We start from the raw sequence: 22,848 nt of genomic DNA, 5'->3' as shown, positions 1-22,848 counted from the left end.
ATAAATTTAAAAAATTTGATGAGAAAAATTATAGGAATTGTTAGTAATTATAATAGAGGAGGGAGATATATGGATATATTAAAATATAATAGTAATGCTTGGGATAATGAGGTTAAAAAAGGAAATAAGTGGACAATGCCTGTAAGTAGTGAAGATGTAGATAAAGCAAGAAATGGAGAATATAAACTATTATTAACACCAACAAAATTAGTACCTAAAGAGTGGATAGGGAACATAAAGGATAAAAAGGTACTTTGCCTAGCATGTGGTGGAGGACAACAAGGACCAATTTTTTCTGCACTAGGGTCAAATGTAACCGTATTTGATAATAGCAAAGAACAGCTATTAAAAGATGAGCTTGTAAGTAAAAGAGATAATCTTAAAATAGATTTAGAACAAGGTGATATGAGAGATTTATCAAGATTTGAGGATGAAAGCTTTGATTTTATATTTCATCCAGTATCAAACACATTTATAGATAATATAGAAAAGACTTGGAAAGAGTGCTACAGAGTACTTACAAAGGGTGGTGTGCTAATAGCTGGATTTACAAATCCTATAGTATATATATTCGATTTATATGAATGGGAAAAAGGTAATTTAGCAGTAGCAAACACTATACCTTATTCAGATATAAAGCAACTGCCAAAAGAAAAACTAGAAGAATTTATAAAAAATAAAGAACCTTTAGAGTTTGGGCATACACTTTATAGTCAAATAGGAGGTCAAATTGAAGCAGGTTTTGTAATAGGTGGATTTTATGAAGATAAGATAGAAGATGATATATTAGGAAAATATATAGATACTTATATAGCTACGAAGGCAATAAAATTATAAATAATATATATAATATATATAATATAGATTAGAAATCTAATTACTTGCAAATTGTACCATAATATAGTAAATTTAAATATATTAAATAGGACATTATATAGCTCAGGAGGAAATTTATGAAATTTAGTAAAGAAAATTTTATATATGAATTTACTAGAAACCAAGCCACCAATGAGGAGATACATGAAAACATATTAGAAGGAATGAATGTACACGGTGCAAACTTTATAATACTAATATGTGCAATAATAATAGCATCTGTTGGACTTAATATGAACTCTACTGCAGTAATAATAGGTGCTATGCTTATATCACCACTTATGGGTTCTATTATAGGTATAGGCTATGGTGTAGGTACTTATAATTTAAAGTTATTAAAAGAAGCTTTTAAAATACTAACAATATCAGTTTTTATAAGTATAATAACATCTACATTATATTTTTCAATAACACCAATAACAACAGCAGGTAGTGAAATATTAGCAAGGACTAGTCCAACTATATGGGACGTTATAATAGCTTTTGTTGGTGGTATAGCAGGAATGGTTGGACTAACTCGTAATAAAATTAGTAACGTAATACCGGGAGTTGCTATAGCTACTGCACTTATGCCACCACTTTGTACAGCAGGATATGGACTTGCTACTAAAAATTATCATATATTTCTTGGTGCAGGATATTTATTTTTTATTAATTGCTTTTTTATAATAACGTCAACTTTTATAGTTACAAAAGCATTAAATTTACCAGCTAGAACTAATTTAGATGATGAAAAACAACATAGGGTAAAAAGAATTATATTAATTACAGCTGTAATAGTTATGATACCTAGCGTATTTTCTGCACTTAATATGATACAAGAAACAATAGATGAAAGTAATTTAGATGCTTTTATTAATACAGAATTAAAAGATCAATATGTAATAGAAAAAAACATAAATACAAAAAATAACACTATAACTTTAGCATTAATTGGAGAAAAAATATCAAGAAATGAATTTAAAATTTTAGAAAAAAATTTACATAATTATGGATTTAAAGATATGGATTTAATAATAAAGCAAGATGAAGGAAGCATATCTGATATAGAAAAGTATATATCTGATATAAAAAATCAAAGTAATATATTTATAAAGGATAATAATGTATCTAATAAGACAGGTGATATAAAAGAAGATACAAATGTGCAAGAAATATCAAAAGAAATAAAAGTTATTTATCCTCAGATAAAAGAAGTATATTTAGGATATGTAACTAGTGATACTAATAGTTCAAAAGAAGTACCGGTACTTATACTATATACAAATGATGAAACCTTAAGCAAAAGTATACCTACTATAGAAAACTGGTTTAAAGCTAGAACTAAAGAAGATGGAGTTAAAGTTTATGTGCAAATGATTTCTACAGAAAAAGAAACTAAAACTGATAATGAATATAAAAAATAAGACACTAATAATAAGTTAATCAACATGTAAAAAAGCACTAAAAATTATAATTATGATTTTTAGTGCTTTTTTACATGTTACAAAAGTAGTATTTTTTACAAATTAATATATAGTTGTTTATGTAATATATATCTAAGTCTATTTCATAGTATTTAGTAAAGGTTAAAAATTAAATTAAGGAAGGGGACAAGTAAATGAAGTCTTTAATAAGAGTTAGGATAGGGACAAATGATGCTAACTATGGCAAAAATGTAGTAGATAGTTCAAAGATACTTAAATTATTTAAAGATGCGGCCACAGAAATACTTATAAAGCATGATGGAGATGAAGGCTTATTTAGATCTTATGACAATATAGAGTTTTTAGCACCTGTATATGCAGGAGACTATATTGAGGTTAGTGGAGAATTAATATCTTTTGGAACCACATCTAGAAAAATGAATTTTGAAGCGAGAAAGGTTATACAATCAGCATCAGATATAAGCGATTCAGCAGGAGAGGTATTACTAAGACCTATAGTTGTATGTAAAGCTACTGGAACTTGTGTAGTTCCTAAAGATAAACAAAGGAAATAGATAAAAATATGAATTATTAAGTTAAATATTATAAAAGTTATAAATATAGAATTTATAGAGTTTATTATACATGAATATATTAAAAATAACTAAAGAATTGGTATAATTTTCAGAAAATTTAATATAGATTAATAAAATATAAAAATAAGGGGGGAATATTTTGAAAGCAAAACCAAAAACCCAGAGAAAGGCAACTCTTATAGAATCTATAATACCATTAATACTTTTAGTTATAGTATTAGCATATTCACTGATAAAACTCGATGCGGATCCACATATACCACTTATAATAGGTTCACTTGTGGTAGGTTGTGTTGGAATATTTAGGCTAGGGTTTAGCTGGAAAGAGTTAGAAGTAACAATACTTGAAACTATAAAGATGGCAATGCAGGCGATACTTATACTTATGATAGTAGGTACACTTATAGGAACATGGATACTAAGTGGAACAGTACCATCAATGATTTATTGGGGGCTTGAAATATTATCACCAGCAATATTCCTACCAGCAACTACAATAATATGTGCAATAGTATCACTTGCTACTGGATCATCTTGGACTACAGCAGGAACTGTTGGTATTGCACTTATTGGTATCGGGCAAGGCCTTGGAATGCCAGCTCCACTTGTAGCAGGAGCTATAATATCTGGGGCATACTTTGGAGATAAAATGTCACCACTTTCGGATACTACAAACTTAGCACCAGCAATGGCAGGATCAGAGCTATTTGAACATATAAAACATATGATATACACTACTGGACCAGCACTTATAATAGCACTTATACTTTATGGAATAATAGGTATGAAATATGCAGGCAAAGAACTTGATATGGCAAATATTGAACTTATAAGAAGTACACTTAGTGATTCATATAATACTTTATCACCGATACTATTTATCCCACCTATTTTAGTAATAATACTTGTCATATGTAAAGTACCAGCGATACCAGGATTATTAATAGGAACACTACTAGGTGGAATATTTGCATATTTCTGTCAAGGATCTAATTTAACTGATATAGTAGGAGCTGCTCATTATGGATATGTATCAGAAACAGGAGTAGCTGATGTTGATGCACTATTAAGTCGTGGTGGTCTTGATTCTATGATGTGGACAGTTTCACTTATATTATGTGCACTTAGTTTAGGAGGATTACTTGAAAAAACGGGAATGCTAGAGGCACTATCAAGTGCACTTTTGAGATTTGCAAAAGGTTCTTTTGGATTAGTTTTAGCTACTATAGTATCTTGTATAGGAGTAAATTTAGCGACTGGAGACCAATATCTATCAATAGTTTTACCAGGAAGAATGTATAAAAATGAATTTAGAAAAAGAGGATATCATCCAAAAAATTTATCAAGGGCACTAGAAGATAGTGGAACACTAACATCACCACTTATCCCATGGAATACATGTGGGGCTTATATGTGGGTAACTTTAGGAATTCACCCATTTGCTTATTTACCATTTGCATTTTTAAACTTAATAAATCCTATAATATCTTTAATATACGCAGCTACTGGTATAACTATAGAAAAATTACCTCCTGAAGAAATGGGAAAAGTTAAAGAAGAAATAGAAAAAGGTATACTATAAATAAGAAAGAGGCTATCTTAATTAAAGATTAGCCTCTTTCTTATTTATAGAAAATTTTCAAAAAAAGTCTATTTTCAAACTTTATATGACAAATTTTTATAAAAAAGAAGGAGTATAAGAGAAAGCGAAGAATATTTATATATAAAAAATAATATATATAAAATTTATTAATAAATATTAGGATAAAAATTTTTAATTAATAACAAATGATGCTTATTAATAATTATAAGTATATGTAATACTGACTTATATATAAAAAAAATAATATACAAAAAATGTAAAATATAAAGAGGTAATATGAAGAATAAAGTAGAATATTATATATTATAAAAAGAAAATGTAAAAAAATAAAAATAAAAGAAGGAATATAGAAATAAATACAGAATATAATACATAAGAAAATATTTATCCTAAAATTTTAGCTACAAATTAAAAATGTAAAAAAATAAAAATAAAAGAAGGAATATGAAAATAAATGCAGAATATTAAGAACATGAGGAAAAATTTGGTTCAAAGCTGTAATTATAAATCACTAAATTACTAAATTGCTAAGAGAGGAAATAGGACATCTGTGTTACTATTAGTAAATAGGATATAAGGATGGAAAAAATATGTTTAAAAATTTAATTTGCACTAAAGAGGGGAATATATACATAATTAATATAGCTAGGGAAGAATATTTGAATTCTTTAAATGAAGAAGTATTAAAAGAATTAGATATGGCTATTGATATCATCAAAAAAGATGAGGAAATTTATGTAGGTATAATAACAGGTCAAGGAAGAGCTTTCGTAGCAGGGGCAGATATAGAAGCTATGAAAGATATGAATTTTGAAGAAGCGAGAAGATTTTCAAAAACTGGAAATGACTTGTTTAGAAAAATAGAAAACTGCGAGAAGCCTATAATAGCGGGGATAAATGGATTTTGCCTAGGTGGAGGATTAGAGATTGCTATGAGTTGTGATATTAGAATAGCAAGCACAAAAGCAAAATTTGGACAAGTAGAAGTCAATCTTGGTATATTACCTGGATTTGGGGGAACTCAAAGGTTATCTAGAATAGTTGGAATAGGGAAAGCTAAAGAACTTATATACAGTGCCAAAATAATAAAAGCAGAAGATGCACTAAACATAAATCTAGTAAATAAAGTTACATCGCATGAAACTTTACTAGAAGAATGTATAGATATGGCAAAGCTTATTGCATCTAAAGGTCAACTTGCCGTAAGGTATGCTAAAAATGCTATAAATAAAGGGTATGAAATAGATATAGATAATGCTATAAATCTAGAAAGCTATCTATTTGGGCTATGTTTTGCAAGTTATGACCAAGAAGAAGGTATGAGTGCCTTTTTAGAAAAAAGAGATCCAAAATTTAATATACATTGTGATAAAAAAGTAAGCAGTTCATTATAGGGGGAAATATCATGAAAATAATGGTAATAGGAAGCGGTACTATGGGAAGTGGTATTGCAGAAGTACTTATATCTAATGGACATCAAGTAATACTTAGAGATTTAAACAATGACAGTATAGAAAAAGGGATTAAGTTAATAACAAAAAGTTTAGAAAGAAAAGTAGCAAAAGAAAAGATAAAAAAAGAAGAAAAAAATGAAATATTAAACAGACTTAATTCAACTATAGAATTAGAAGAAGCAAAAGATTGTGATTTAGTAATAGAGGCTATAGTTGAAAATATACAAATCAAAAAACAATTACTTAAAGAACTAGATGGAATATGTAAAGAAGAAACAATATTTGCAACAAATACATCATCATTGTCGATAACAGACCTATCAATAAGCACTAATAGACCTGAAAAAGTAATAGGAATGCACTTTTTCAACCCAGCACCAGTTATGAAATTAATAGAAGTAATAGATGGTATGCTAACATCAAAAGAAACCCACAATACGATATTTGAATTATGTAAACAATTAAATAAAACTCCTGTAAGTGTATCTGAAGCACCAGGATTTGTAGTTAATAGAATCTTAGTACCTATGATAAATGAAGCAATAGGAATATTTGCAGAAGGTATTGCAAGTGCAGAAGATATAGATAATGCAATGAAGTTAGGAGCAAATCATCCAATAGGACCATTAGCATTAGGTGATCTTATAGGTCTAGACGTATGCCTAAATATAATGGAAGTACTATATAGTGAATTTGGGGATTCAAAATATAGACCATATCCACTTCTTAAAAAAATGGTTAGAGGTGGCATGTTAGGAAGAAAAGTTAAAAAAGGATTTTATGATTATCAATAACTAATTATAAAATTCATTAAATAAATAAAAATAATTGATATTGTCAAGGGAGGAAGAATATGAGAGAAGTTGTTATAGTATCAGCAGTTAGAACTCCTATAGGTTCTTTAGGTGGGGCACTTAAAGATGTAAGCTCTGTAGAATTAGGAAGTATAGCGGCTAAAGAAGCAATAAAAAGAGCTAATATAAATCCTGAAATAATAGATGAGGTGTTAATAGGTAATGTATTAAGTGCAGGTCTTGGACAAAATGTAGCAAGACAAGTTGCTATAAAAGCTAATATCCCAGTAGAAACTCCAGCACTTGCTATAAATAAAGTCTGTGGTTCTGGCCTTAGAGCAGTTAGTATGGCAGCACAGTTTATAGCTCTTGGAGATTGTGATGTAGTACTTGCTGGTGGATGTGAAAGTATGAGTAATGCACCATATTTATTAAATAGAGGTAGATATGGATATGGACTAGGGGATAATAAAATAGTTGACTCTTTAGTAAATGATGGCTTAACAGATGCCTTTAATAATTACCACATGGGGATAACTGCAGAAAATTTAGCAGAAAAGTTTGGTATAACTAGAGAAGAACAAGATAAATTTGCTCTTTTAAGTCAGGAAAAAGCTAAACAGGCTCAATTAAACAATAGATTTAAGGATGAAATAGTTGAAGTTTTAATACCACAAAGAAAAGGTGATCCTATTGTATTTGATACTGATGAGCATCCAAAGCATAACACTACTATAGAAAGATTATCTAAATTAAGACCAGCATTTAAAAAAGATGGAACTGTTAGTGCAGGAAATGCATCAGGAATAAATGATGGTAGTGCTATGGTTATACTTATGAGTAGAGAAAAGTGTGATGAATTAGGATTAAAACCATTAGCAAGTATAGTTTCTTATGCTTCAGCAGGGGTTGATCCATCTATAATGGGTTATGGTCCAGTTCCATCAACAGAAAAAGCTCTTCAAAAAGCAAACTTAAACCTAGATGATATAGATTTAATAGAAGCAAATGAAGCTTTTGCAGTACAAGCTTTATCAGTATCAAAAGGATTAGACTTTGATATGGAAAAAGTAAATGTAAATGGTGGTGCAATAGCGCTTGGGCATCCAGTAGGAGCTAGTGGATGTAGAATATTAGTTTCTTTAATACATGAAATGCAAAAAAGAGAAGATGCTAACCTAGGACTTGCTACACTTTGTATAGGTGGTGGACAAGGCACTAGTTTAATAATAAAAAAATGCTAAAATAGTGTATTCAAAAGAGGGGAGAAATTTATGGAAAAATATGAATTATTAAAACAAATGTATAGAGAGTTTACAGTAAATGAGGTAGCTCCTATAGCTCATGAGATAGATGAAGAAGAAAAATTCCCATATGCAACAGTTGATAAGATGGCTGAATGTGGAATGTTAGGAATACCTTTTCCGAAAGAGTATGGTGGAGAAGGAGGAGATTATTTAGGATACACATTAGCTGTTGAAGAACTTTCAAAAGCTTGTGGAACTACAGGGGTAATATTATCTGCTCATACTTCATTAGGTGCTAATCCAATATATGAATTTGGTACAGAAGAACAAAAGCAAAAGTTTTTAGTACCACTTGCAAAAGGTGAAAAATTAGGTGCTTTTGGCTTAACTGAACCTAATGCAGGTACAGATGCATCAGCTCAACAAACTACTGCAGTTTTAGATGGAGATAATTATATATTAAATGGAACTAAGATATTTATAACTAATGCAGGTCCTGCTGATATATATATAGTTATGGCTATGACTGATAAATCAAAAGGAACTCGTGGAATATCAGCTTTCATAGTTGAAAAAGGAACAGAAGGATTTACAATAGGTAAAAAAGAGAAAAAACTTGGTATAAGAGGTTCTGCAACTTGTGAACTTATATTTGAAAACTGTGTAATACCTAAAGAAAACTTATTAGGTAAAGTTGGACAAGGATTTAAAATAGCTATGAAGACACTAGATGGTGGTCGTATAGGAATAGCTGCACAGGCATTAGGAATTGCACAAGGTGCATTAGATGTTACAGTTGATTATGTAAAAGAAAGAAAGCAATTTGGTAGAAGCTTATCGGCATTTCAAAATACTCAATTTGAACTTGCTAATATGAAAACTAAAATAGAAGCTGCAAGACTTTTAGTATATAAGGCTGCAAGCAAAAAAGATGCAGGTAAACCATATAGTGTAGATGCTGCTATGGCAAAACTTTATGCATCTGAAGTAGCGATGGAAGTTACAACTAAAGCAGTTCAACTTCACGGAGGATACGGATACACTCGTGAATATGATATAGAAAGAATGATGAGAGATGCAAAAATAACTGAAATATACGAAGGAACAAGTGAAGTACAAAGAATGGTTATAAGTGCAGACTTACTTAAATAGCAAATTTTTAGGAGGAAAGAATATGAATATATTAGTTTGTGTAAAGCAAGTACCAGATACAACAGAAGTAAAATTAGATCCTAAAACTGGTACATTAATAAGAGATGGTGTACCAAGTATTATAAACCCTGATGATAAAGCAGGTATAGAAGAAGCAGTAAATTTAAAAGAAAAAATGGGTGCAACAGTTACAGTGTTAACAATGGGACCACCACAAGCTAAAAATGCATTAAAAGAAGCAATAGCAATGGGTGCTGATAAAGCAATACTTCTTACAGATAGAGCTTTTGCAGGAGCTGATACATTAGCTACTTCAAAAACTATAGCAGGAGCTATAAAGAAGTTAGACTATGATTTAATAATAGCAGGAAGACAAGCAATAGATGGAGATACAGCACAAGTTGGACCTCAAATAGCAAATCATCTTGATATACCATCTATAACTTATGTTGAAAAGTTAGAAGTAGAAGGTGAGAATGTAATAGTAAATAGAGCTTTTGAAGATGGATATCAAGTTATAAAGGCTAAAATGCCACTTCTTATAACTACTTTAAAAGAGATGAACACTCCAAGATATATGAGAGTTTCTAGAATATATGATTGTATGAGAGAAGAAAAAATAGAAACTTGGACTTTAAAAGATATAGATGTTTGTTTAGAAGAGATAGGACTAAAAGGTTCTCCAACAAAAGTTAAAAAATCATTTACTAAGGGTGTTAAAGCAAAAGGAACACTTTATGATGTAGATGAAAAAGAAGGAGCATCAATAATAGTAAATGCTCTTAAAGAAAAGTTTATAATAACTGAAGCTAAGGCTTAAAAACTAAACAATTTGACGAAATATTTCTCAAAGAGTAGTGATTATAGGAGGAAAAATAATGAGTGTAATGGTTTTTGTTGAGCAAAGAAGCGGTGAGATCCAAAATGTTTCTTTGGAATTAATAGGAAGAGGTAAAGAGTTAGCAGATAAATTAAATAGTAAAGTAAGTGCAGTGCTTCTTGGACATAATGTTAAAAGTTTAAGTGAAGAGCTTATACAATATGGTGCAGATGAAGTAATTTGTGTAGATGATGAAAACTTAGATGTATATGTTACTAATACATACACTAAAGCACTTTGTGATGTTATAAATAAAAAAGATCCAGAAATAGTTTTAGTAGGAGCAACTACAATAGGTAGAGATTTAGCACCAAGAGTTAGTGCAACTATTGGAACAGGGCTTACAGCAGACTGTACATCACTTGAAATAGATGATGAAACTAGTGGCCTTTTAATGACTAGACCTGCATTTGGTGGGAATATAATGGCGACTATAATATGTCCAAATCATAGACCACAAATGAGCACTGTAAGACCAGGAGTTATGAAAAAGTTAAAAAAAGATGCTACAAGAACTGGAAATGTTGAAAATTTTGCAGTAGATTTTAGTGAAAATGGTAAAAATGTAGAAGTATTAGAATATGTAAAAGAAACTATAAAGAAGGTTAACATAGAAGATGCTAATATACTTATATCAGCAGGAAGAGGAATAGGTTCTAAAGAAAATATGGATGCTTTATATGAATTAGCAGACATATTAGGGGCTGAAGTAAGTGCTTCTCGTGCTGTAGTTGATGCAGGATGGGTTGATAAATCTCGTCAAGTAGGACAAACTGGTAAAACTGTAAGACCAGACCTTTACCTTGCTTGTGGTATATCAGGAGCTATACAACACTTAGCTGGAATGGAAGAATCTGAATTTATAGTGGCTATAAATAAAAATAGTGAAGCACCTATATTTGAAGTTGCAGATGTTTCTATAGTAGGAGATGTTAATAAAGTTATTAAAAATTTAATACAAGAATTAGCATAATAAATTTAAATTTACTAATTGGTGTAGGTCTAGTAAAAAGGCCTATCCCAGTTACTAAATATACAAACAAACATAAAGGGGGATTTTCACATGAAAGCAATGATAAGAATAAGAATGGGAAGTAATGACGCTCATTATGGTGGAAATTTAGTAGATGGTGCTAAAATGCTTCAATTATTTGGAGATGTAGCTACTGAATTACTAATACAAAATGATGGTGATGAAGGATTATTTAAAGCATATGATAGTGTAGAGTTTTTAGCTCCAGTATATGCTGGTGATTATATAGAAGCAGTTGGTGAAATAGTTAATGTAGGAAATAGCTCAAGAAAGATGGTATTTGAAGCTAGAAAAGTTATAGTACCAAGAACTGATATAAATGAATCAGCAGCAGAAGTTTTAGAAAATCCAATAGTAGTATGTAAAGCTAGTGGAACTTGTGTAGTGCCTAAAGATAAACAAAGATTATAGTTACTTAGGGGGAGACTTTAATATGCAAAAGGTTATAATAACTGCAGCTATATGTGGTGCAGAGGTAACAAAAGAACATAATCCAAATGTTCCATATACTGTTGAAGAAATAGTAAGAGAAGCAAAGTCTGCTTATGATGCTGGAGCAAGTATAATACATCTTCATGTAAGAAAAGATGATGGAACTCCAACACAAGATATAAATAGATTTAAAGAATGTATAGACGCTATAAAGGTTGCTTGCCCTGATGCAATTGTTCAACCTTCAACTGGAGGAGCAGTTGGAATGAGTAATGAAGAAAGAATTCAACCAGTAAATTTATCTCCAGAAATGGCAACTCTAGACTGTGGAACTTGTAACTTTGGTGGAGATGAAATCTTTGTGAACACTGAAAATACTATAAAAGAGTTCGGAAAGAAAATGATAGAATTAAATGTTAAGCCAGAAATAGAAGTATTTGATAAGGGTATGATAGATATGGCTCTTAGACTTAACAAAAAAGGATTTATAAATGATAATATGCACTTTAACTTTGTAATGGGAGTTAATGGAGGTATAAGTGCTACTTATAGAGATTTAATGTTTATGAGAGAAAGTATACCTGAGAATGCTACATTTACAGTAAGTGGAATAGGAAGATCTCAATTTGATATGGTGGCTTTAAGCATATTATTAGGTGGACATATTCGAGTAGGATTTGAAGATAATGTATATATGAAAAAAGGAGTCCTAGCATCATCAAATGGAGAATTAGTTAAAAAAGCTGCAAATATAGTAAAAGAGCTTGGAAGAGAAGTAGCAACACCTAAAGAAGCTCGTGAAATACTAGGTTTGAAAGCAAATATATTAAGCACACAAGAAGCTTAAACAATTTAGGGGGAAGCTAAAATGAGTAAAGTTGTATCTTTAGAAACACTAAAGAATCTTTTTAAAGATGATATGACTATCATGATAGGTGGATTTTTAGGCTGTGGAACAGGGGAAATCCTTATAGATTCACTTATAGAATCTGGTGCTAAAAATTTAACTATAATAGGAAATGATACTTCTTTTGTTGATAAGGGAATTGGAAGGCTGATAGTAAATAATCAAGTTAAAAAGGTTATAGCATCTCATATAGGAACAAATGCGGAAACTGGAAGGTTAATGAATGAAGGTAAACTAGAAGTTGAATTATCTCCACAAGGAACTCTTATAGAAAGAGTAAGAGCAGGTGGATTTGGTCTTGGTGGAATATTAACTCCAACAGGAGTTGGAACTTTAGTTGAAGAAAATAAAGAAAAAATAACGGTAAATGACAAAGAATATTTATTAGAATTACCATTAAGAGCAGATATAGCGCTTGTAAAAGGTAGCCTAGTAGATACATTTGGAAATACAGTTTATAAAGGAACTACTAAAAACTTTAACCCAATGATAGCTATGGCAAGTGACCTAGTAATAGTTGAGGCTGAAGAAGTAGTAGAAGCAGGAAGTTTAGATAAAGAGATGATAATGACTCCAGGTGTAGTAGTAGATTACATAATAAAGGAGGCAAAATAAATGAATCCTAAAGAGATTATAGCTAAAAGAGTGGCTAAAGAATTTGAAAATAATCAATTAGTAAATTTAGGGATAGGACTTCCAACATTAACTGCAAACTACATAGAAGAAGGCATAAATGTAATTTTCCAATCAGAAAATGGAATGGTTGGTATGGGTAGAGTTGCTAATGAAGATGAAGTAGATCCATATATAACTAATGCAGGTGGTCAATTTGTAACTATAAATGAAGAAGGAGCTTTCTTTGATTCATCAATGTCTTTTGGTCTTATAAGAGGAGGACATGTGGATGTAACAGTTCTAGGAGCTTTAGAAGTAGATCAACATGGAAATCTAGCTAACTGGATAGTACCTGGAAAAATGGTTCCAGGTATGGGTGGAGCTATGGATTTAGTAGTTGGAGCTAAAAAGGTTATAGTTGCAATGCTACACACTGTAAAAGGTAAATCTAAGATACTTAAAGAGTGTACTCTTCCATTAACTGCAAAAGGTGTAGTTGATATGATAATAACTGAACTTGCTGTTATGGAAGTAACAAAAGAAGGTTTAGTTGTAAAAGAGATAAGTGAAGATGTAACAATTGAAGAATTAAGAGAAATGACAGATGCAGATTTAATAATATCTGATGATTTAGTATATATGCAAGCACAAACAGTATAATAAGGGGGATTAGTCATGAAAGGATGTAAATACGGAACACACAGAGTTATAGGGGAAAATGTACTTCCACAACCAGCTAAAAAAATAAACAATGATATGAATATTTATGATAATGAAATATTAATAGATGTTCAAGCTTTAAACATAGATTCAGCAAGTTTTACTCAAATAGAAGAAGAGTGTAACCATGATGTAGAAAAAATAAAGTCAAGAATATTAGAAATAGTAGAAGAAAAAGGGAAAATGCAAAACCCAGTTACTGGTTCTGGTGGAATGTTAATAGGGACAATAGAAAAAATAGGATCTGATTTAGTAGGAAAAACAGATTTACAAATAGGAGATAAGATAGCTACGCTTGTATCATTATCATTAACTCCATTAAAAATAGATGAAATAATAGACATAAAAGCAGATATAGATAGAGTTGAAATAAAAGGAAAAGCTATATTATTTGAAAGTGGTATATATGCAAAATTACCAACAGATATGGAAGAAAACCTAGCATTAGCTGCTCTTGATGTTGCTGGTGCTCCGGCTCAAACACAAAAGTTAGTTAAAGAAGGGGATAGTGTTTTAATACTTGGAGCTGCTGGTAAATCTGGAATGCTTTGCTGTTATGAGGCTAAAAAGAAAGCTGGAAAAAATGGTAGAGTAATAGGACTTGTTAGAGATGAAAAACAAAAAGCATTCTTAAAAGAAAATAACCTTGTAGATGAAGTTATAGCTGTAGATGCACAAAATCCTAATGAAGTACTTAAGAATGTATTAGAAGTTAATGAAGGAAAAGAGGTAGATTTAGCTATAAACTGTGTAAATGTTCAAAATACAGAAATGAGTACAATACTACCTGTTAGAGACGGTGGAGTAGTATACTTCTTCTCAATGGCAACAGCATTTACAAAGGCAGCACTTGGAGCTGAGGGTGTAGGTAAAGATGTAGATATGATAATAGGAAATGGATACACTAAAGGTCATGCAGATGTTACAATAGCAGCTTTAAGAGAAAGTGAAACAATAAGAAATATATTCAAAAAATTATATGTATAAAATATAAGGGGTGGAGATTATGGAAAGAAAAATATTTACAGACGTTAGTAATGAATTATGGAATGATTGGACTTGGCAAGTAAAAAATAGAATAACAACAGTTGAAGAATTAAAAAAATATATACCACTTACAGAAAGTGAAGAAGAAGGGGTTAAGGAGTGCCTTAAAACTCTTAGAATGAGTATAACTCCATACTACTTATCATTAATAGATCCAACTAATGCAAATGATCCAATAAGAAAGCAAGCTATACCAGTTGCAAGTGAACTTAAAGTATCAGATGCTGATTTAGATGATCCACTTCATGAAGATGGAGATTCACCAGTGCCAGGACTTACTCATAGATATCCAGATAGAGCATTACTTTTAATAACAGACCAATGTGCAATGTATTGTAGACACTGTACAAGAAGAAGATTTGCTGGACAAAATGATGGAGCTCAACCAGTTGATAGAATAGATAAAGCTATAGAATATATAAGAAATACTCCAGTTATAAGAGATGTATTATTATCAGGTGGAGATGCACTTTTAATGAGTGACGAGAGATTAGAGTATATAATAAGCAAATTAAGAGAGATACCACATGTTGAAATAATAAGAATAGGAAGTAGAACTCCAGTAGTTATGCCACAAAGAATAACTGATAATTTAGTAAATATGCTTAAGAAATATCATCCAGTATGGTTAAACACTCACTTTAATCATCCAAATGAAATAACTAAAGAATCTATAGAAGCTTGTAAGAAGATGGCAGATGCAGGTATACCTCTAGGAAACCAAAGTGTTTTACTACGTGGGGTAAACGATTGCATGCACGTAATGAAGAAATTAGTTAATGATTTAGTAAAAATAAGAGTTAGACCATATTACATATATCAATGTGATTTATCTAATGGAATAGAGCACTTTAGAACTCCAGTATCTAAAGGTATAGAAATAATAGAAGGATTAAGAGGACATACATCAGGATACTGTGTACCAACATTTGTTGTAGATGCACCAGGTGGTGGAGGTAAAACTCCAGTTATGCCAAATTATGTAATATCTCAAAGCTACGATAAAGTAATACTTAGAAACTTTGAAGGTGTTATAACTACTTATACAGAGCCAACAAACTACAATCATACATGTGAATGTGAAGTTTGCAAAGGTGAAAAAGAAGTTCATAAGGTAGGGGTAGCAGGTCTTTTAAATAATGAAAGAATGGTACTTGAGCCAACTGAATTAGATAGAAAGAAAAGAGAGCTAAGTACTCAATTAGGTTAGTAAAAATTAACATTAAAAGATATTATAGGTAATATTACCTATAATATCTTTTAAAAAAATCATTAAAATCTACATCGCTTAGATTAAATTTTTAAGGATATAATTATGGATATATTAAATGAAATTTTAAAATATAAGAGTATGTCTATTATAGGAAATTACAAGAATGTAGGTAAAACTACTACTTTAAATTATATATTAAAAGAATGTATAAATAAAAATATAATACTAGGACTTACATCAATTGGGGTAGATGGAGAAGGTGTAGATGTTGTTACTAAAACTGATAAACCTAGGATATATGTAAATAGAAATACTATAATAGCTACAGCTAATAGTTTGGCTTTAAATAGTGATATAACCAAAGAAATTCTAGAACTTACAAATATAACAACACCACTAGGGAATATAGTTATATTTAGATCCTTAAGCGATGGATATATAGAACTTGCAGGTCCATCTATAAACACTCAAATAAAGTACATATGTGAAAGATTAAATCACTTTGGTGCAGACTTAAGTATAGTTGATGGGGCTTTATCTAGAAAGACATTGGGCTCACCATCTATAACAGATTCTACAATATTTTGTAGTGGAGCTGTAATAAATAAAGATATAAATAAGGCAATAGAAAAAATAATATATGAAGCTAATATACTAAATCTTGATAAATTAAATGATGATAAATTCTATGAAATTTATGAAAATATAAAAGAATATAAGATTAGCTTAGTAAATAAGGATTATTCATACAAATGCCTAAATATAAATACAACTCTAAACTCTTCTAAAGAAATTATAGATAGTGTAGATGAAAATACTAAGTATATAGTTGTAAATGGAATAGTTACTAATAATTTTATAAACAACTTTATAAAAAGTGGTAGTAACTATAAAAATATAACTATATTGGTCAGCGATAGTACAAAGATATTTTTAGATAAGGAAATATTTGATAAGTTTATAAAGCTTAAAGGAAGTATTAAGGTTGTAAATAAAGTTAATCTAATTGGATTAAGTATAAATCCAACATCAATAGAAGGATATATCTTTGATGATAAATATTTTATAGATAGTATACAAAGTAAAACTAATATAAAAGTATTTAATGTTATGAATGTTTAGAAATTAAGCTTTTATAAACAAGAAGGTGATTATATTAAGTCATTTATAATAAACGAAGTAAATACAATTACACCATATGGAGAGAAAGAAAAAGCTAATATAAAAATATATAAAAAAGAAAATAGTGAAAAATTAATAAAAGAACTTAATTATATAGAGAATATGATTAATAGCTTAAAAGAAAATGACATGGTGTATGATAATATACAATATGAGTTTTGTAAAATTAAAAATATAACAAATACTCTAAATCGGTTAAAACAGAAAAATGCATTAGACGAAATAGAACTGTTTGAAATAAAAAACTTTGCTATAAATACTAATGAAATAATAAAAAATTATTTAAAATTGAATATTAATATAGATTATATAAACTTTAAAAACTTAGATGCAGTTGTAAAGATGTTAGATCCAGATGAATTAAATTTAACTACATTTCAAATATATGGTGCATATAGTAAAAAGTTATTGCATATTAGACAAAATAAGTTAAATATTGAAAAGAAAATATTTAGTGAAACTGATAAAGATAATATAGAAAAATTAAAACAAGAAAGACTAGAGATTGTTGTAAATGAGGAACAAGAAGAGTTAAGAATAAGAAAAGCACTAAGTGAAAAGTTGTATAACTATTTAAATGATATAAATGAAAATATAAAATCTATAGGGAAGTTAGATTTACTTATTGCTAAAGCAAATTTAGCACTTAAGTATAATGCTATAAAACCTAATATAAATAGAGAAAATAAAATTTTCTTTAAAGATCTTATAAATCCGAGTCTTCAGACAATTTTAAGTTCACAAAATAAGGAATATATTCCAATAACCATAGATATAGATAAAAAAATTACTATAATAAGTGGTGCTAATATGGGTGGAAAAAGTGTAAGTATGAAAACTATAGCACTTAACCTATATTTATTCCAATGTGGATTTTATGTATTTGCCAAAGAGGCTAACTTATGTGTATTAGACTTTATATACATAATAAGTGATGATATGCAAGATATAAACAAAGGTCTAAGTACATTTGGAGCAGAGATCCTAAAGTTAAAAGAAATAACAAAACTTATGAAGTTAAGGGATGGATTTATTGCATTAGATGAATTTGCAAGGGGAACCAATCCGATAGAGGGAAGGTTACTACTAAAAGCAATATGTGAATATTTTAAAAAGTACAATTCTATAAGCTTAATATCTACACATCTAGATGATATAAATATAGATGATGTTACTTATTACCAAGTAGTAGGTCTTAAAAATGTAGATTTTGATGGTTTAAAACGTCAAATAGATTTAAAGATTGGAGTAGGTAAAAGTTCAAAAGGTGTACAAATACTTCAAGAATACATGGATTACAGATTAGAGAAAGTAAGTAAAGAAACTAAAGTTCCAAAAGATGCTATAAATATATGTAGATTATTAGGATTAGATAATGAAATAGTAGATATAGCTGATAAGCTAAGTAAATAAAGCTTGTAGATATAGCTGACAAACTAAGTAAATAAAGCTTAAGGGGGATTAATATGAGTAAGTTAAATTTAGATTTTAGTATAGTGGAAAAAGCTCGTGAATCAGCGCGTAATATAGTGTTAGATACACAAGAATTTATAAACAAACACACTACAGTAACAGTTGAAAGAAGTATACTTAGACTATTTGGCGTAGATGGAGTAGATGAATTTGGTGTGCCACTTCCAAACGTAGTTGTAGATAGCATTAAAAACTCAAACAATGGCTCTTTAGGTATGGGGGTTGCTTATTATATAGGTAATGCTATGATAAATACAGGACTTACTCCACAAGAGATAGCACAAAAAGTATCTCAAGGAGAATTAGATCTATGTTCCCTTAAAGAGCATGATGTATTTGATGTTAAGCTTAAAATAAATGAAATAGCTAAACAAAGTGTAGATCAAATAAAGGCAAATAGAAATAAAAGAGAAGAATTCTTAAATGAGTATGGAGATAAAAGTGGACCATACTTATATGTAATAGTAGCTACAGGAAATATATACGAAGATATAACTCAAGCTGTAGCAGCTGCAAAGCAAGGAGCGGATATAATCGCAGTTATAAGAACAACTGGACAAAGTTTACTTGACTATGTTCCATATGGTGCTACGACTGAAGGATTTGGAGGAACTTATGCAACAGGTGAAAACTTCAGATTAATGAGAGAAGCACTTGATGAGGTTGGAGCTGAACTTGGAAGATACATAAGACTTTGCAACTACTGTTCAGGATTATGTATGCCAGAAATAGCAGCACTAGGAGCACAAAATAGATTAGACGTTATGCTAAATGATGCTTTATATGGAATATTATTTAGAGATATAAATATGAAAAGAACAATGATAGACCAATACTTCTCAAGAATAATAAATGGATTTGCCGGAGTCATAATAAACACTGGTGAAGATAACTACTTAACAACAGCAGATGCAGTAGAAGAAGCACATACTGTACTTGCATCTCAATTTATAAATGAGCAATTTGCATTAGTTGCAGGATTACCTGAAGAACAAATGGGACTTGGACATGCATTTGAAATAAGCCCTGATGTTGAAAATGGATTCTTATATGAATTAGCTCAAGCTCAAATGGCTAGAGAAATATTCCCTAAAGCACCTCTTAAGTATATGCCACCAACTAAGTTTATGACTGGTGATATATTTAAAGGTCAAGTACAAGATGCATTATTTAATATGGTAACTATAATGACAGATCAAAAATTACACTTATTAGGAATGCTTACAGAAGCAATTCATACTCCGTTTATATCAGATAGAGCACTTTCAATAGACAATGCTAAGTATATATTTAATACTATGAAAGATCTAGGAAGTGAAATAGAATTTAAAAAAGATGGAATAATGTGTAATAGAGTTAATGAAGTTTTAAACAATGCATATGAATTAATTTCTCAGATAGAAAAAGATGGATTATTTAAAACATTAGAACAAGGTAAATTTGCAGGTATAAAAAGACCAATAGATGGTGGAAAAGGTCTTGATGGAGTTGTTATGAAAGAAGCTATGTACTTCAATCCATTTGTAGAACTAATGTTAGAAAAAGAGTTAGTGTTAGGGGGGAATTGTTAATGAGCGGACTATATTCTATGGAAAGTAAGGAATATGATAAAAACCTTGATTTAAAAAATTTAAAGCCTTATGGAGATACATTAAACGATGCTAAAGTACAAGTAAGTTTTACATTACCAATAAAAGATGATGAAAAAGGTATAGAAGCTGCAAAACTTACAGCTAAAAATATGGGACTTGGTGATATAAATGTAGCACATCATAAAGCACTTGATAGTGAATTTACTTTCTATGTTGTATATGGAAGTTTAGAAAAAGGTGTAAACTATGAAGATATACATGTAGAAGTAGCACAAGAAGATACTATGGATAAATATGAAATAGAAGACTATATAAAAGAAAATATAAAAAGAGATGTAGTAGTAGTAGGTGCAAGTACAGGAACTGATGCACATACAGTTGGAATAGATGCAATAATGAATATGAAAGGTTATGCAGGAAACTATGGATTAGAAAGATATGAAGGTATAGAAGCTTATAACTTAGGAAGTCAAGTTCCTAATGAAGAGTTTATAAAAAAAGCAGTAGAGCTTAAAGCTGATGTATTATTAGTTTCCCAAACTGTAACTCAAAAAAATGTTCATATAGAAAACTTAACTAATTTAGTAGAATTATTAGAAGCTGAAGGTTTACGTGATAAAGTAGTACTTCTTTGTGGTGGACCAAGAATAAGTCATGAACTTGCAAAAGAATTAGGTTATGATGCAGGATTTGGACCAGGCAAATTTGCACAAGATGTAGGAAGTTTCTTTGTAACTGAGTTAGTAAATAGAAACTTAGTATAATAAAGATCAGAGATTTATAAATCAACCGAGGAAATTGTTATACTACAGCATCTGATGAAAATAATTAAAAATTTATAGAAATATTATATAAAATTAAACAAAAACTGACATAACATAATGACAATTAGAATAAGTATAATGTTTATTTATAGGATGTAACAATATTTTTTTAATAACCAAAATTTAAGTAGTGCTTTATGGTTAAAATCAACAGACTTATGCATTATGACAGTGCATAAGTCTGAAAAGTTACTGGATAGTGTTAGGTTTAACCTAAATTAAATACATTATCAATTATACATTATATCAAGGGGGCTCATTTTATGGGGTTTTGGATTGGACTATTAAAATTTTCACCAGTATTTATGCTGGCAGGTCTAATGATTTCGGGTATGGACTGCTTAATAGCAGCTCCAATAGCTACAATATATGCATTTATTGTAGCATCAATAACAGACAAGCTTAAATTTAATGATTTAGTTGACTGTGCAGTTGACAATGTAAAACATTTAAACTTAGTTTTCTTTATACTAATGCTTGCTTACGCTATGGCAGAAGCATTTATGGCTACAGGGGTTGGGGCTTCAATAGTTAATATAGCACTTTCTCTAGGCGTAACAGGTAGAACTGTTGCAGTTGTTGCATTTATAGTTACTGGTATACTTTCAGTGGCTACTGGAACTTCATGGGGAACTTTTGCTGCATGTGCTCCAATATTTTTATGGTTAAACCATATGGTTGGTGGTAGTATATTATTAACAACTGCATCTATAGCTGGGGGAGCTTGTTTTGGAGACAATATAGGGCTTATATCAGATACAACAGTTGTAAGTTCTGGTATGCAAGGTGTTGAAGTAATAGATAGAATTAAATCTCAAGGGCCATGGTCTATAGTATGTTTAATAATATCTATAGTACTTATATATGGACTAAGTATGTCTATGGGATTACCAACAGATGCTGCAAATGCTGCATTAGCAATAGATCAAATACCAGCACAAGTAATGACTGATTTAGAAGTTGCAAGACCATCAGCAGTAGAGCTTTTAAATCAAGTAAAAACAGGAGTACCATATTATATGGCAATACCATTATTACTTGTTTTAGGAGTAGCTATTAAAGGTTTACCTACATTAGCGTGTTTATCTGTTGGTATAGTATCATCATTTATATTTGGAATTTTTGCAGGAACTGTAGATTCTTTAAAAGGCTTTTTAGATTTAATGATGAGTGGATTTGCAGATGCAGGTTCTTGGGTTATAGTAATGATGATGTGGGTTGGAGCGTTCGGTGGAATAATGTCTAAGATGAAAGCTTTCGAACCATTATCAAATTTAGTTATGTTCCTTGCTAGAAATGTAAAACAATTAATGTTTATGAATGGTTTATTATGCTTAGTAGGAAATGCTGCACTTGCAGATGAAATGGCACAAATTGTTACAGTAGGTCCTATAACTAAAGAATTAGTTGAAAATAATGTGGAGGGTAGTGAAGAAGATTTATACCAACTACGTTTAAGAAATGCTACTTTCTCTAGTTCTCTAGGGGTATTTGGTTCTCAATTAATACCATGGCATGTTTATATAGGGTTCTATTTAGGAATATTAACAGCTGTGTATCCACTTCATCAATTCGTGGCATTTGATATAATAAAATACAATGTTATGGCATACGTTACAGTTGGATCTATACTTATATTAACATTAACTGGACTTGATAAATTTATTCCTAAGTTTGGTTTACCAAGTGAGCCAAATATTAGATTAAAGAAGAAACAAAAAGAAGAAAAAGAAAGTGTGACTGTATATTCATAAGTTAAATATATGAAAATATAAAATACCCACTAGGTTATATAACCTAGT

At 30.0% G+C, this 22,848-nt stretch carries 21 protein-coding genes; all 21 read left to right on the top strand.

The annotated features are described in order from the left end of the window. Window positions 1-69: 69 nt before the first annotated feature. The 21 genes from I1959_RS07895 (at window position 70) to I1959_RS07795 (ending at window position 22,800) form a co-directional block, all read left to right on the top strand. Window positions 70-837 carry a class I SAM-dependent methyltransferase gene (locus I1959_RS07895; RefSeq protein WP_166505481.1) on the top strand — a complete coding sequence of 256 codons (768 nt, stop codon included), beginning with the start codon at window positions 70-72 and terminating at the stop codon, window positions 835-837. 116 nt (window positions 838-953) lie between these two features. After that, window positions 954-2,282 carry a DUF389 domain-containing protein gene (locus I1959_RS07890; protein WP_092925677.1) on the top strand — a complete coding sequence of 443 codons (1,329 nt, stop codon included), beginning with the start codon at window positions 954-956 and terminating at the stop codon, window positions 2,280-2,282. 194 nt (window positions 2,283-2,476) lie between these two features. Further along, the gene (locus I1959_RS07885) at window positions 2,477-2,857 is read left to right on the top strand and encodes a hotdog domain-containing protein (RefSeq protein WP_092925679.1); all 381 of its coding nucleotides are present in this window, start codon (window positions 2,477-2,479) and stop codon (window positions 2,855-2,857) included. A gap of 160 nt (window positions 2,858-3,017) precedes the next feature. After that, on the top strand, window positions 3,018-4,460 hold the full coding sequence (gene nhaC, locus I1959_RS07880) for a Na+/H+ antiporter NhaC (protein ID WP_092925681.1): 1,443 nt from the start codon (window positions 3,018-3,020) through the stop codon (window positions 4,458-4,460). Between the two features lie 611 nt (window positions 4,461-5,071). After that, window positions 5,072-5,875 carry an enoyl-CoA hydratase-related protein gene (locus I1959_RS07875; RefSeq protein ID WP_195237811.1) on the top strand — a complete coding sequence of 268 codons (804 nt, stop codon included), beginning with the start codon at window positions 5,072-5,074 and terminating at the stop codon, window positions 5,873-5,875. Window positions 5,876-5,886: 11 nt separating this feature from the next. After that, window positions 5,887-6,729, top strand: coding sequence for a 3-hydroxybutyryl-CoA dehydrogenase (locus tag I1959_RS07870; RefSeq protein WP_207733557.1), 843 nt, complete (start codon window positions 5,887-5,889; stop codon window positions 6,727-6,729). Between the two features lie 59 nt (window positions 6,730-6,788). Then, on the top strand, window positions 6,789-7,973 hold the full coding sequence (locus I1959_RS07865; RefSeq protein ID WP_195237810.1) for an acetyl-CoA C-acetyltransferase: 1,185 nt from the start codon (window positions 6,789-6,791) through the stop codon (window positions 7,971-7,973). A gap of 30 nt (window positions 7,974-8,003) precedes the next feature. After that, window positions 8,004-9,128, top strand: a complete 1,125-nt coding sequence (locus tag I1959_RS07860; protein WP_092925689.1) for an acyl-CoA dehydrogenase — start codon at window positions 8,004-8,006, stop codon at window positions 9,126-9,128. Between the two features lie 22 nt (window positions 9,129-9,150). Continuing rightward, window positions 9,151-9,948 carry an electron transfer flavoprotein subunit beta/FixA family protein gene (locus tag I1959_RS07855; RefSeq protein ID WP_166505475.1) on the top strand — a complete coding sequence of 266 codons (798 nt, stop codon included), beginning with the start codon at window positions 9,151-9,153 and terminating at the stop codon, window positions 9,946-9,948. A 58-nt stretch (window positions 9,949-10,006) separates the two neighbouring features. Continuing rightward, window positions 10,007-10,981 carry an electron transfer flavoprotein subunit alpha/FixB family protein gene (locus I1959_RS07850; protein WP_166505474.1) on the top strand — a complete coding sequence of 325 codons (975 nt, stop codon included), beginning with the start codon at window positions 10,007-10,009 and terminating at the stop codon, window positions 10,979-10,981. 90 nt (window positions 10,982-11,071) lie between these two features. Continuing rightward, the gene (locus I1959_RS07845) at window positions 11,072-11,452 is read left to right on the top strand and encodes a hotdog domain-containing protein (protein ID WP_092925695.1); all 381 of its coding nucleotides are present in this window, start codon (window positions 11,072-11,074) and stop codon (window positions 11,450-11,452) included. A gap of 22 nt (window positions 11,453-11,474) precedes the next feature. Then, complete coding sequence (locus I1959_RS07840) at window positions 11,475-12,320, top strand: 3-keto-5-aminohexanoate cleavage protein (RefSeq protein ID WP_092925697.1); 846 nt, start codon at window positions 11,475-11,477, stop codon at window positions 12,318-12,320. A 21-nt stretch (window positions 12,321-12,341) separates the two neighbouring features. Continuing rightward, complete coding sequence (gene atoD / locus I1959_RS07835) at window positions 12,342-12,995, top strand: acetate CoA-transferase subunit alpha (protein ID WP_166505473.1); 654 nt, start codon at window positions 12,342-12,344, stop codon at window positions 12,993-12,995. Then, window positions 12,996-13,655 (top strand): 3-oxoacid CoA-transferase subunit B, encoded by a 660-nt coding sequence (locus tag I1959_RS07830; protein WP_195237809.1) that lies wholly within the window; start codon window positions 12,996-12,998, stop codon window positions 13,653-13,655. It abuts the gene before it with no gap. Window positions 13,656-13,670: 15 nt separating this feature from the next. Further along, window positions 13,671-14,702: a zinc-binding alcohol dehydrogenase family protein gene (locus tag I1959_RS07825; protein WP_092925703.1), complete on the top strand. Its 1,032-nt coding sequence runs from the start codon at window positions 13,671-13,673 to the stop codon at window positions 14,700-14,702. A gap of 19 nt (window positions 14,703-14,721) precedes the next feature. Then, window positions 14,722-15,972: a lysine 2,3-aminomutase gene (ablA, locus tag I1959_RS07820; protein ID WP_092925705.1), complete on the top strand. Its 1,251-nt coding sequence runs from the start codon at window positions 14,722-14,724 to the stop codon at window positions 15,970-15,972. Window positions 15,973-16,077: 105 nt separating this feature from the next. After that, window positions 16,078-17,097 (top strand): hypothetical protein, encoded by a 1,020-nt coding sequence (locus tag I1959_RS07815; RefSeq protein ID WP_195237808.1) that lies wholly within the window; start codon window positions 16,078-16,080, stop codon window positions 17,095-17,097. Window positions 17,098-17,259: 162 nt separating this feature from the next. Then, window positions 17,260-18,570: a MutS-related protein gene (locus I1959_RS07810; protein ID WP_240275812.1), complete on the top strand. Its 1,311-nt coding sequence runs from the start codon at window positions 17,260-17,262 to the stop codon at window positions 18,568-18,570. A gap of 53 nt (window positions 18,571-18,623) precedes the next feature. After that, window positions 18,624-20,201: a lysine 5,6-aminomutase subunit alpha gene (locus I1959_RS07805; RefSeq protein ID WP_092925711.1), complete on the top strand. Its 1,578-nt coding sequence runs from the start codon at window positions 18,624-18,626 to the stop codon at window positions 20,199-20,201. Further along, complete coding sequence (locus I1959_RS07800) at window positions 20,201-20,986, top strand: OAM dimerization domain-containing protein (protein WP_092925713.1); 786 nt, start codon at window positions 20,201-20,203, stop codon at window positions 20,984-20,986. Before I1959_RS07805 ends, I1959_RS07800 begins: the two co-directional genes overlap by 1 nt. Before the next feature lie 323 nt (window positions 20,987-21,309). Further along, window positions 21,310-22,800 carry a Na+/H+ antiporter NhaC family protein gene (locus I1959_RS07795; RefSeq protein WP_195237807.1) on the top strand — a complete coding sequence of 497 codons (1,491 nt, stop codon included), beginning with the start codon at window positions 21,310-21,312 and terminating at the stop codon, window positions 22,798-22,800. The last annotated feature ends 48 nt before the right edge of the window (window positions 22,801-22,848 follow it).

The sequence above is a fragment of the Romboutsia sp. 1001285H_161024_C4 genome (genome assembly GCF_015550185.1).
GTDB classification, from domain to species: Bacteria; Bacillota; Clostridia; order Peptostreptococcales; family Peptostreptococcaceae; genus Romboutsia_C; species Romboutsia_C hominis.
Note: the sequence above shows the minus strand (reverse complement) of the source record. Positions and strands in the feature narration are given on the sequence as shown.

What these genes read in the sequence shown, in the direction of transcription:
- I1959_RS07895 (WP_166505481.1), top strand. Translation starts at nt 70, where the DNA reads ATGGATATATTAAAATATAATAGTAATGCTTGGGATAATGAGGTTAAA.
- I1959_RS07890 (WP_092925677.1), top strand. Translation starts at nt 954, where the DNA reads ATGAAATTTAGTAAAGAAAATTTTATATATGAATTTACTAGAAACCAA.
- I1959_RS07885 (WP_092925679.1), top strand. Translation starts at nt 2,477, where the DNA reads ATGAAGTCTTTAATAAGAGTTAGGATAGGGACAAATGATGCTAACTAT.
- I1959_RS07875 (WP_195237811.1), top strand. Translation starts at nt 5,072, where the DNA reads ATGTTTAAAAATTTAATTTGCACTAAAGAGGGGAATATATACATAATT.
- I1959_RS07870 (WP_207733557.1), top strand. Translation starts at nt 5,887, where the DNA reads ATGAAAATAATGGTAATAGGAAGCGGTACTATGGGAAGTGGTATTGCA.
- I1959_RS07865 (WP_195237810.1), top strand. Translation starts at nt 6,789, where the DNA reads ATGAGAGAAGTTGTTATAGTATCAGCAGTTAGAACTCCTATAGGTTCT.
- I1959_RS07860 (WP_092925689.1), top strand. Translation starts at nt 8,004, where the DNA reads ATGGAAAAATATGAATTATTAAAACAAATGTATAGAGAGTTTACAGTA.
- I1959_RS07855 (WP_166505475.1), top strand. Translation starts at nt 9,151, where the DNA reads ATGAATATATTAGTTTGTGTAAAGCAAGTACCAGATACAACAGAAGTA.
- I1959_RS07850 (WP_166505474.1), top strand. Translation starts at nt 10,007, where the DNA reads ATGAGTGTAATGGTTTTTGTTGAGCAAAGAAGCGGTGAGATCCAAAAT.
- I1959_RS07845 (WP_092925695.1), top strand. Translation starts at nt 11,072, where the DNA reads ATGAAAGCAATGATAAGAATAAGAATGGGAAGTAATGACGCTCATTAT.
- I1959_RS07840 (WP_092925697.1), top strand. Translation starts at nt 11,475, where the DNA reads ATGCAAAAGGTTATAATAACTGCAGCTATATGTGGTGCAGAGGTAACA.
- atoD (WP_166505473.1), top strand. Translation starts at nt 12,342, where the DNA reads ATGAGTAAAGTTGTATCTTTAGAAACACTAAAGAATCTTTTTAAAGAT.
- I1959_RS07830 (WP_195237809.1), top strand. Translation starts at nt 12,996, where the DNA reads ATGAATCCTAAAGAGATTATAGCTAAAAGAGTGGCTAAAGAATTTGAA.
- I1959_RS07825 (WP_092925703.1), top strand. Translation starts at nt 13,671, where the DNA reads ATGAAAGGATGTAAATACGGAACACACAGAGTTATAGGGGAAAATGTA.
- ablA (WP_092925705.1), top strand. Translation starts at nt 14,722, where the DNA reads ATGGAAAGAAAAATATTTACAGACGTTAGTAATGAATTATGGAATGAT.
- I1959_RS07815 (WP_195237808.1), top strand. Translation starts at nt 16,078, where the DNA reads ATGGATATATTAAATGAAATTTTAAAATATAAGAGTATGTCTATTATA.
- I1959_RS07810 (WP_240275812.1), top strand. Translation starts at nt 17,260, where the DNA reads ATGATTAATAGCTTAAAAGAAAATGACATGGTGTATGATAATATACAA.
- I1959_RS07805 (WP_092925711.1), top strand. Translation starts at nt 18,624, where the DNA reads ATGAGTAAGTTAAATTTAGATTTTAGTATAGTGGAAAAAGCTCGTGAA.
- I1959_RS07800 (WP_092925713.1), top strand. Translation starts at nt 20,201, where the DNA reads ATGAGCGGACTATATTCTATGGAAAGTAAGGAATATGATAAAAACCTT.
- I1959_RS07795 (WP_195237807.1), top strand. Translation starts at nt 21,310, where the DNA reads ATGGGGTTTTGGATTGGACTATTAAAATTTTCACCAGTATTTATGCTG.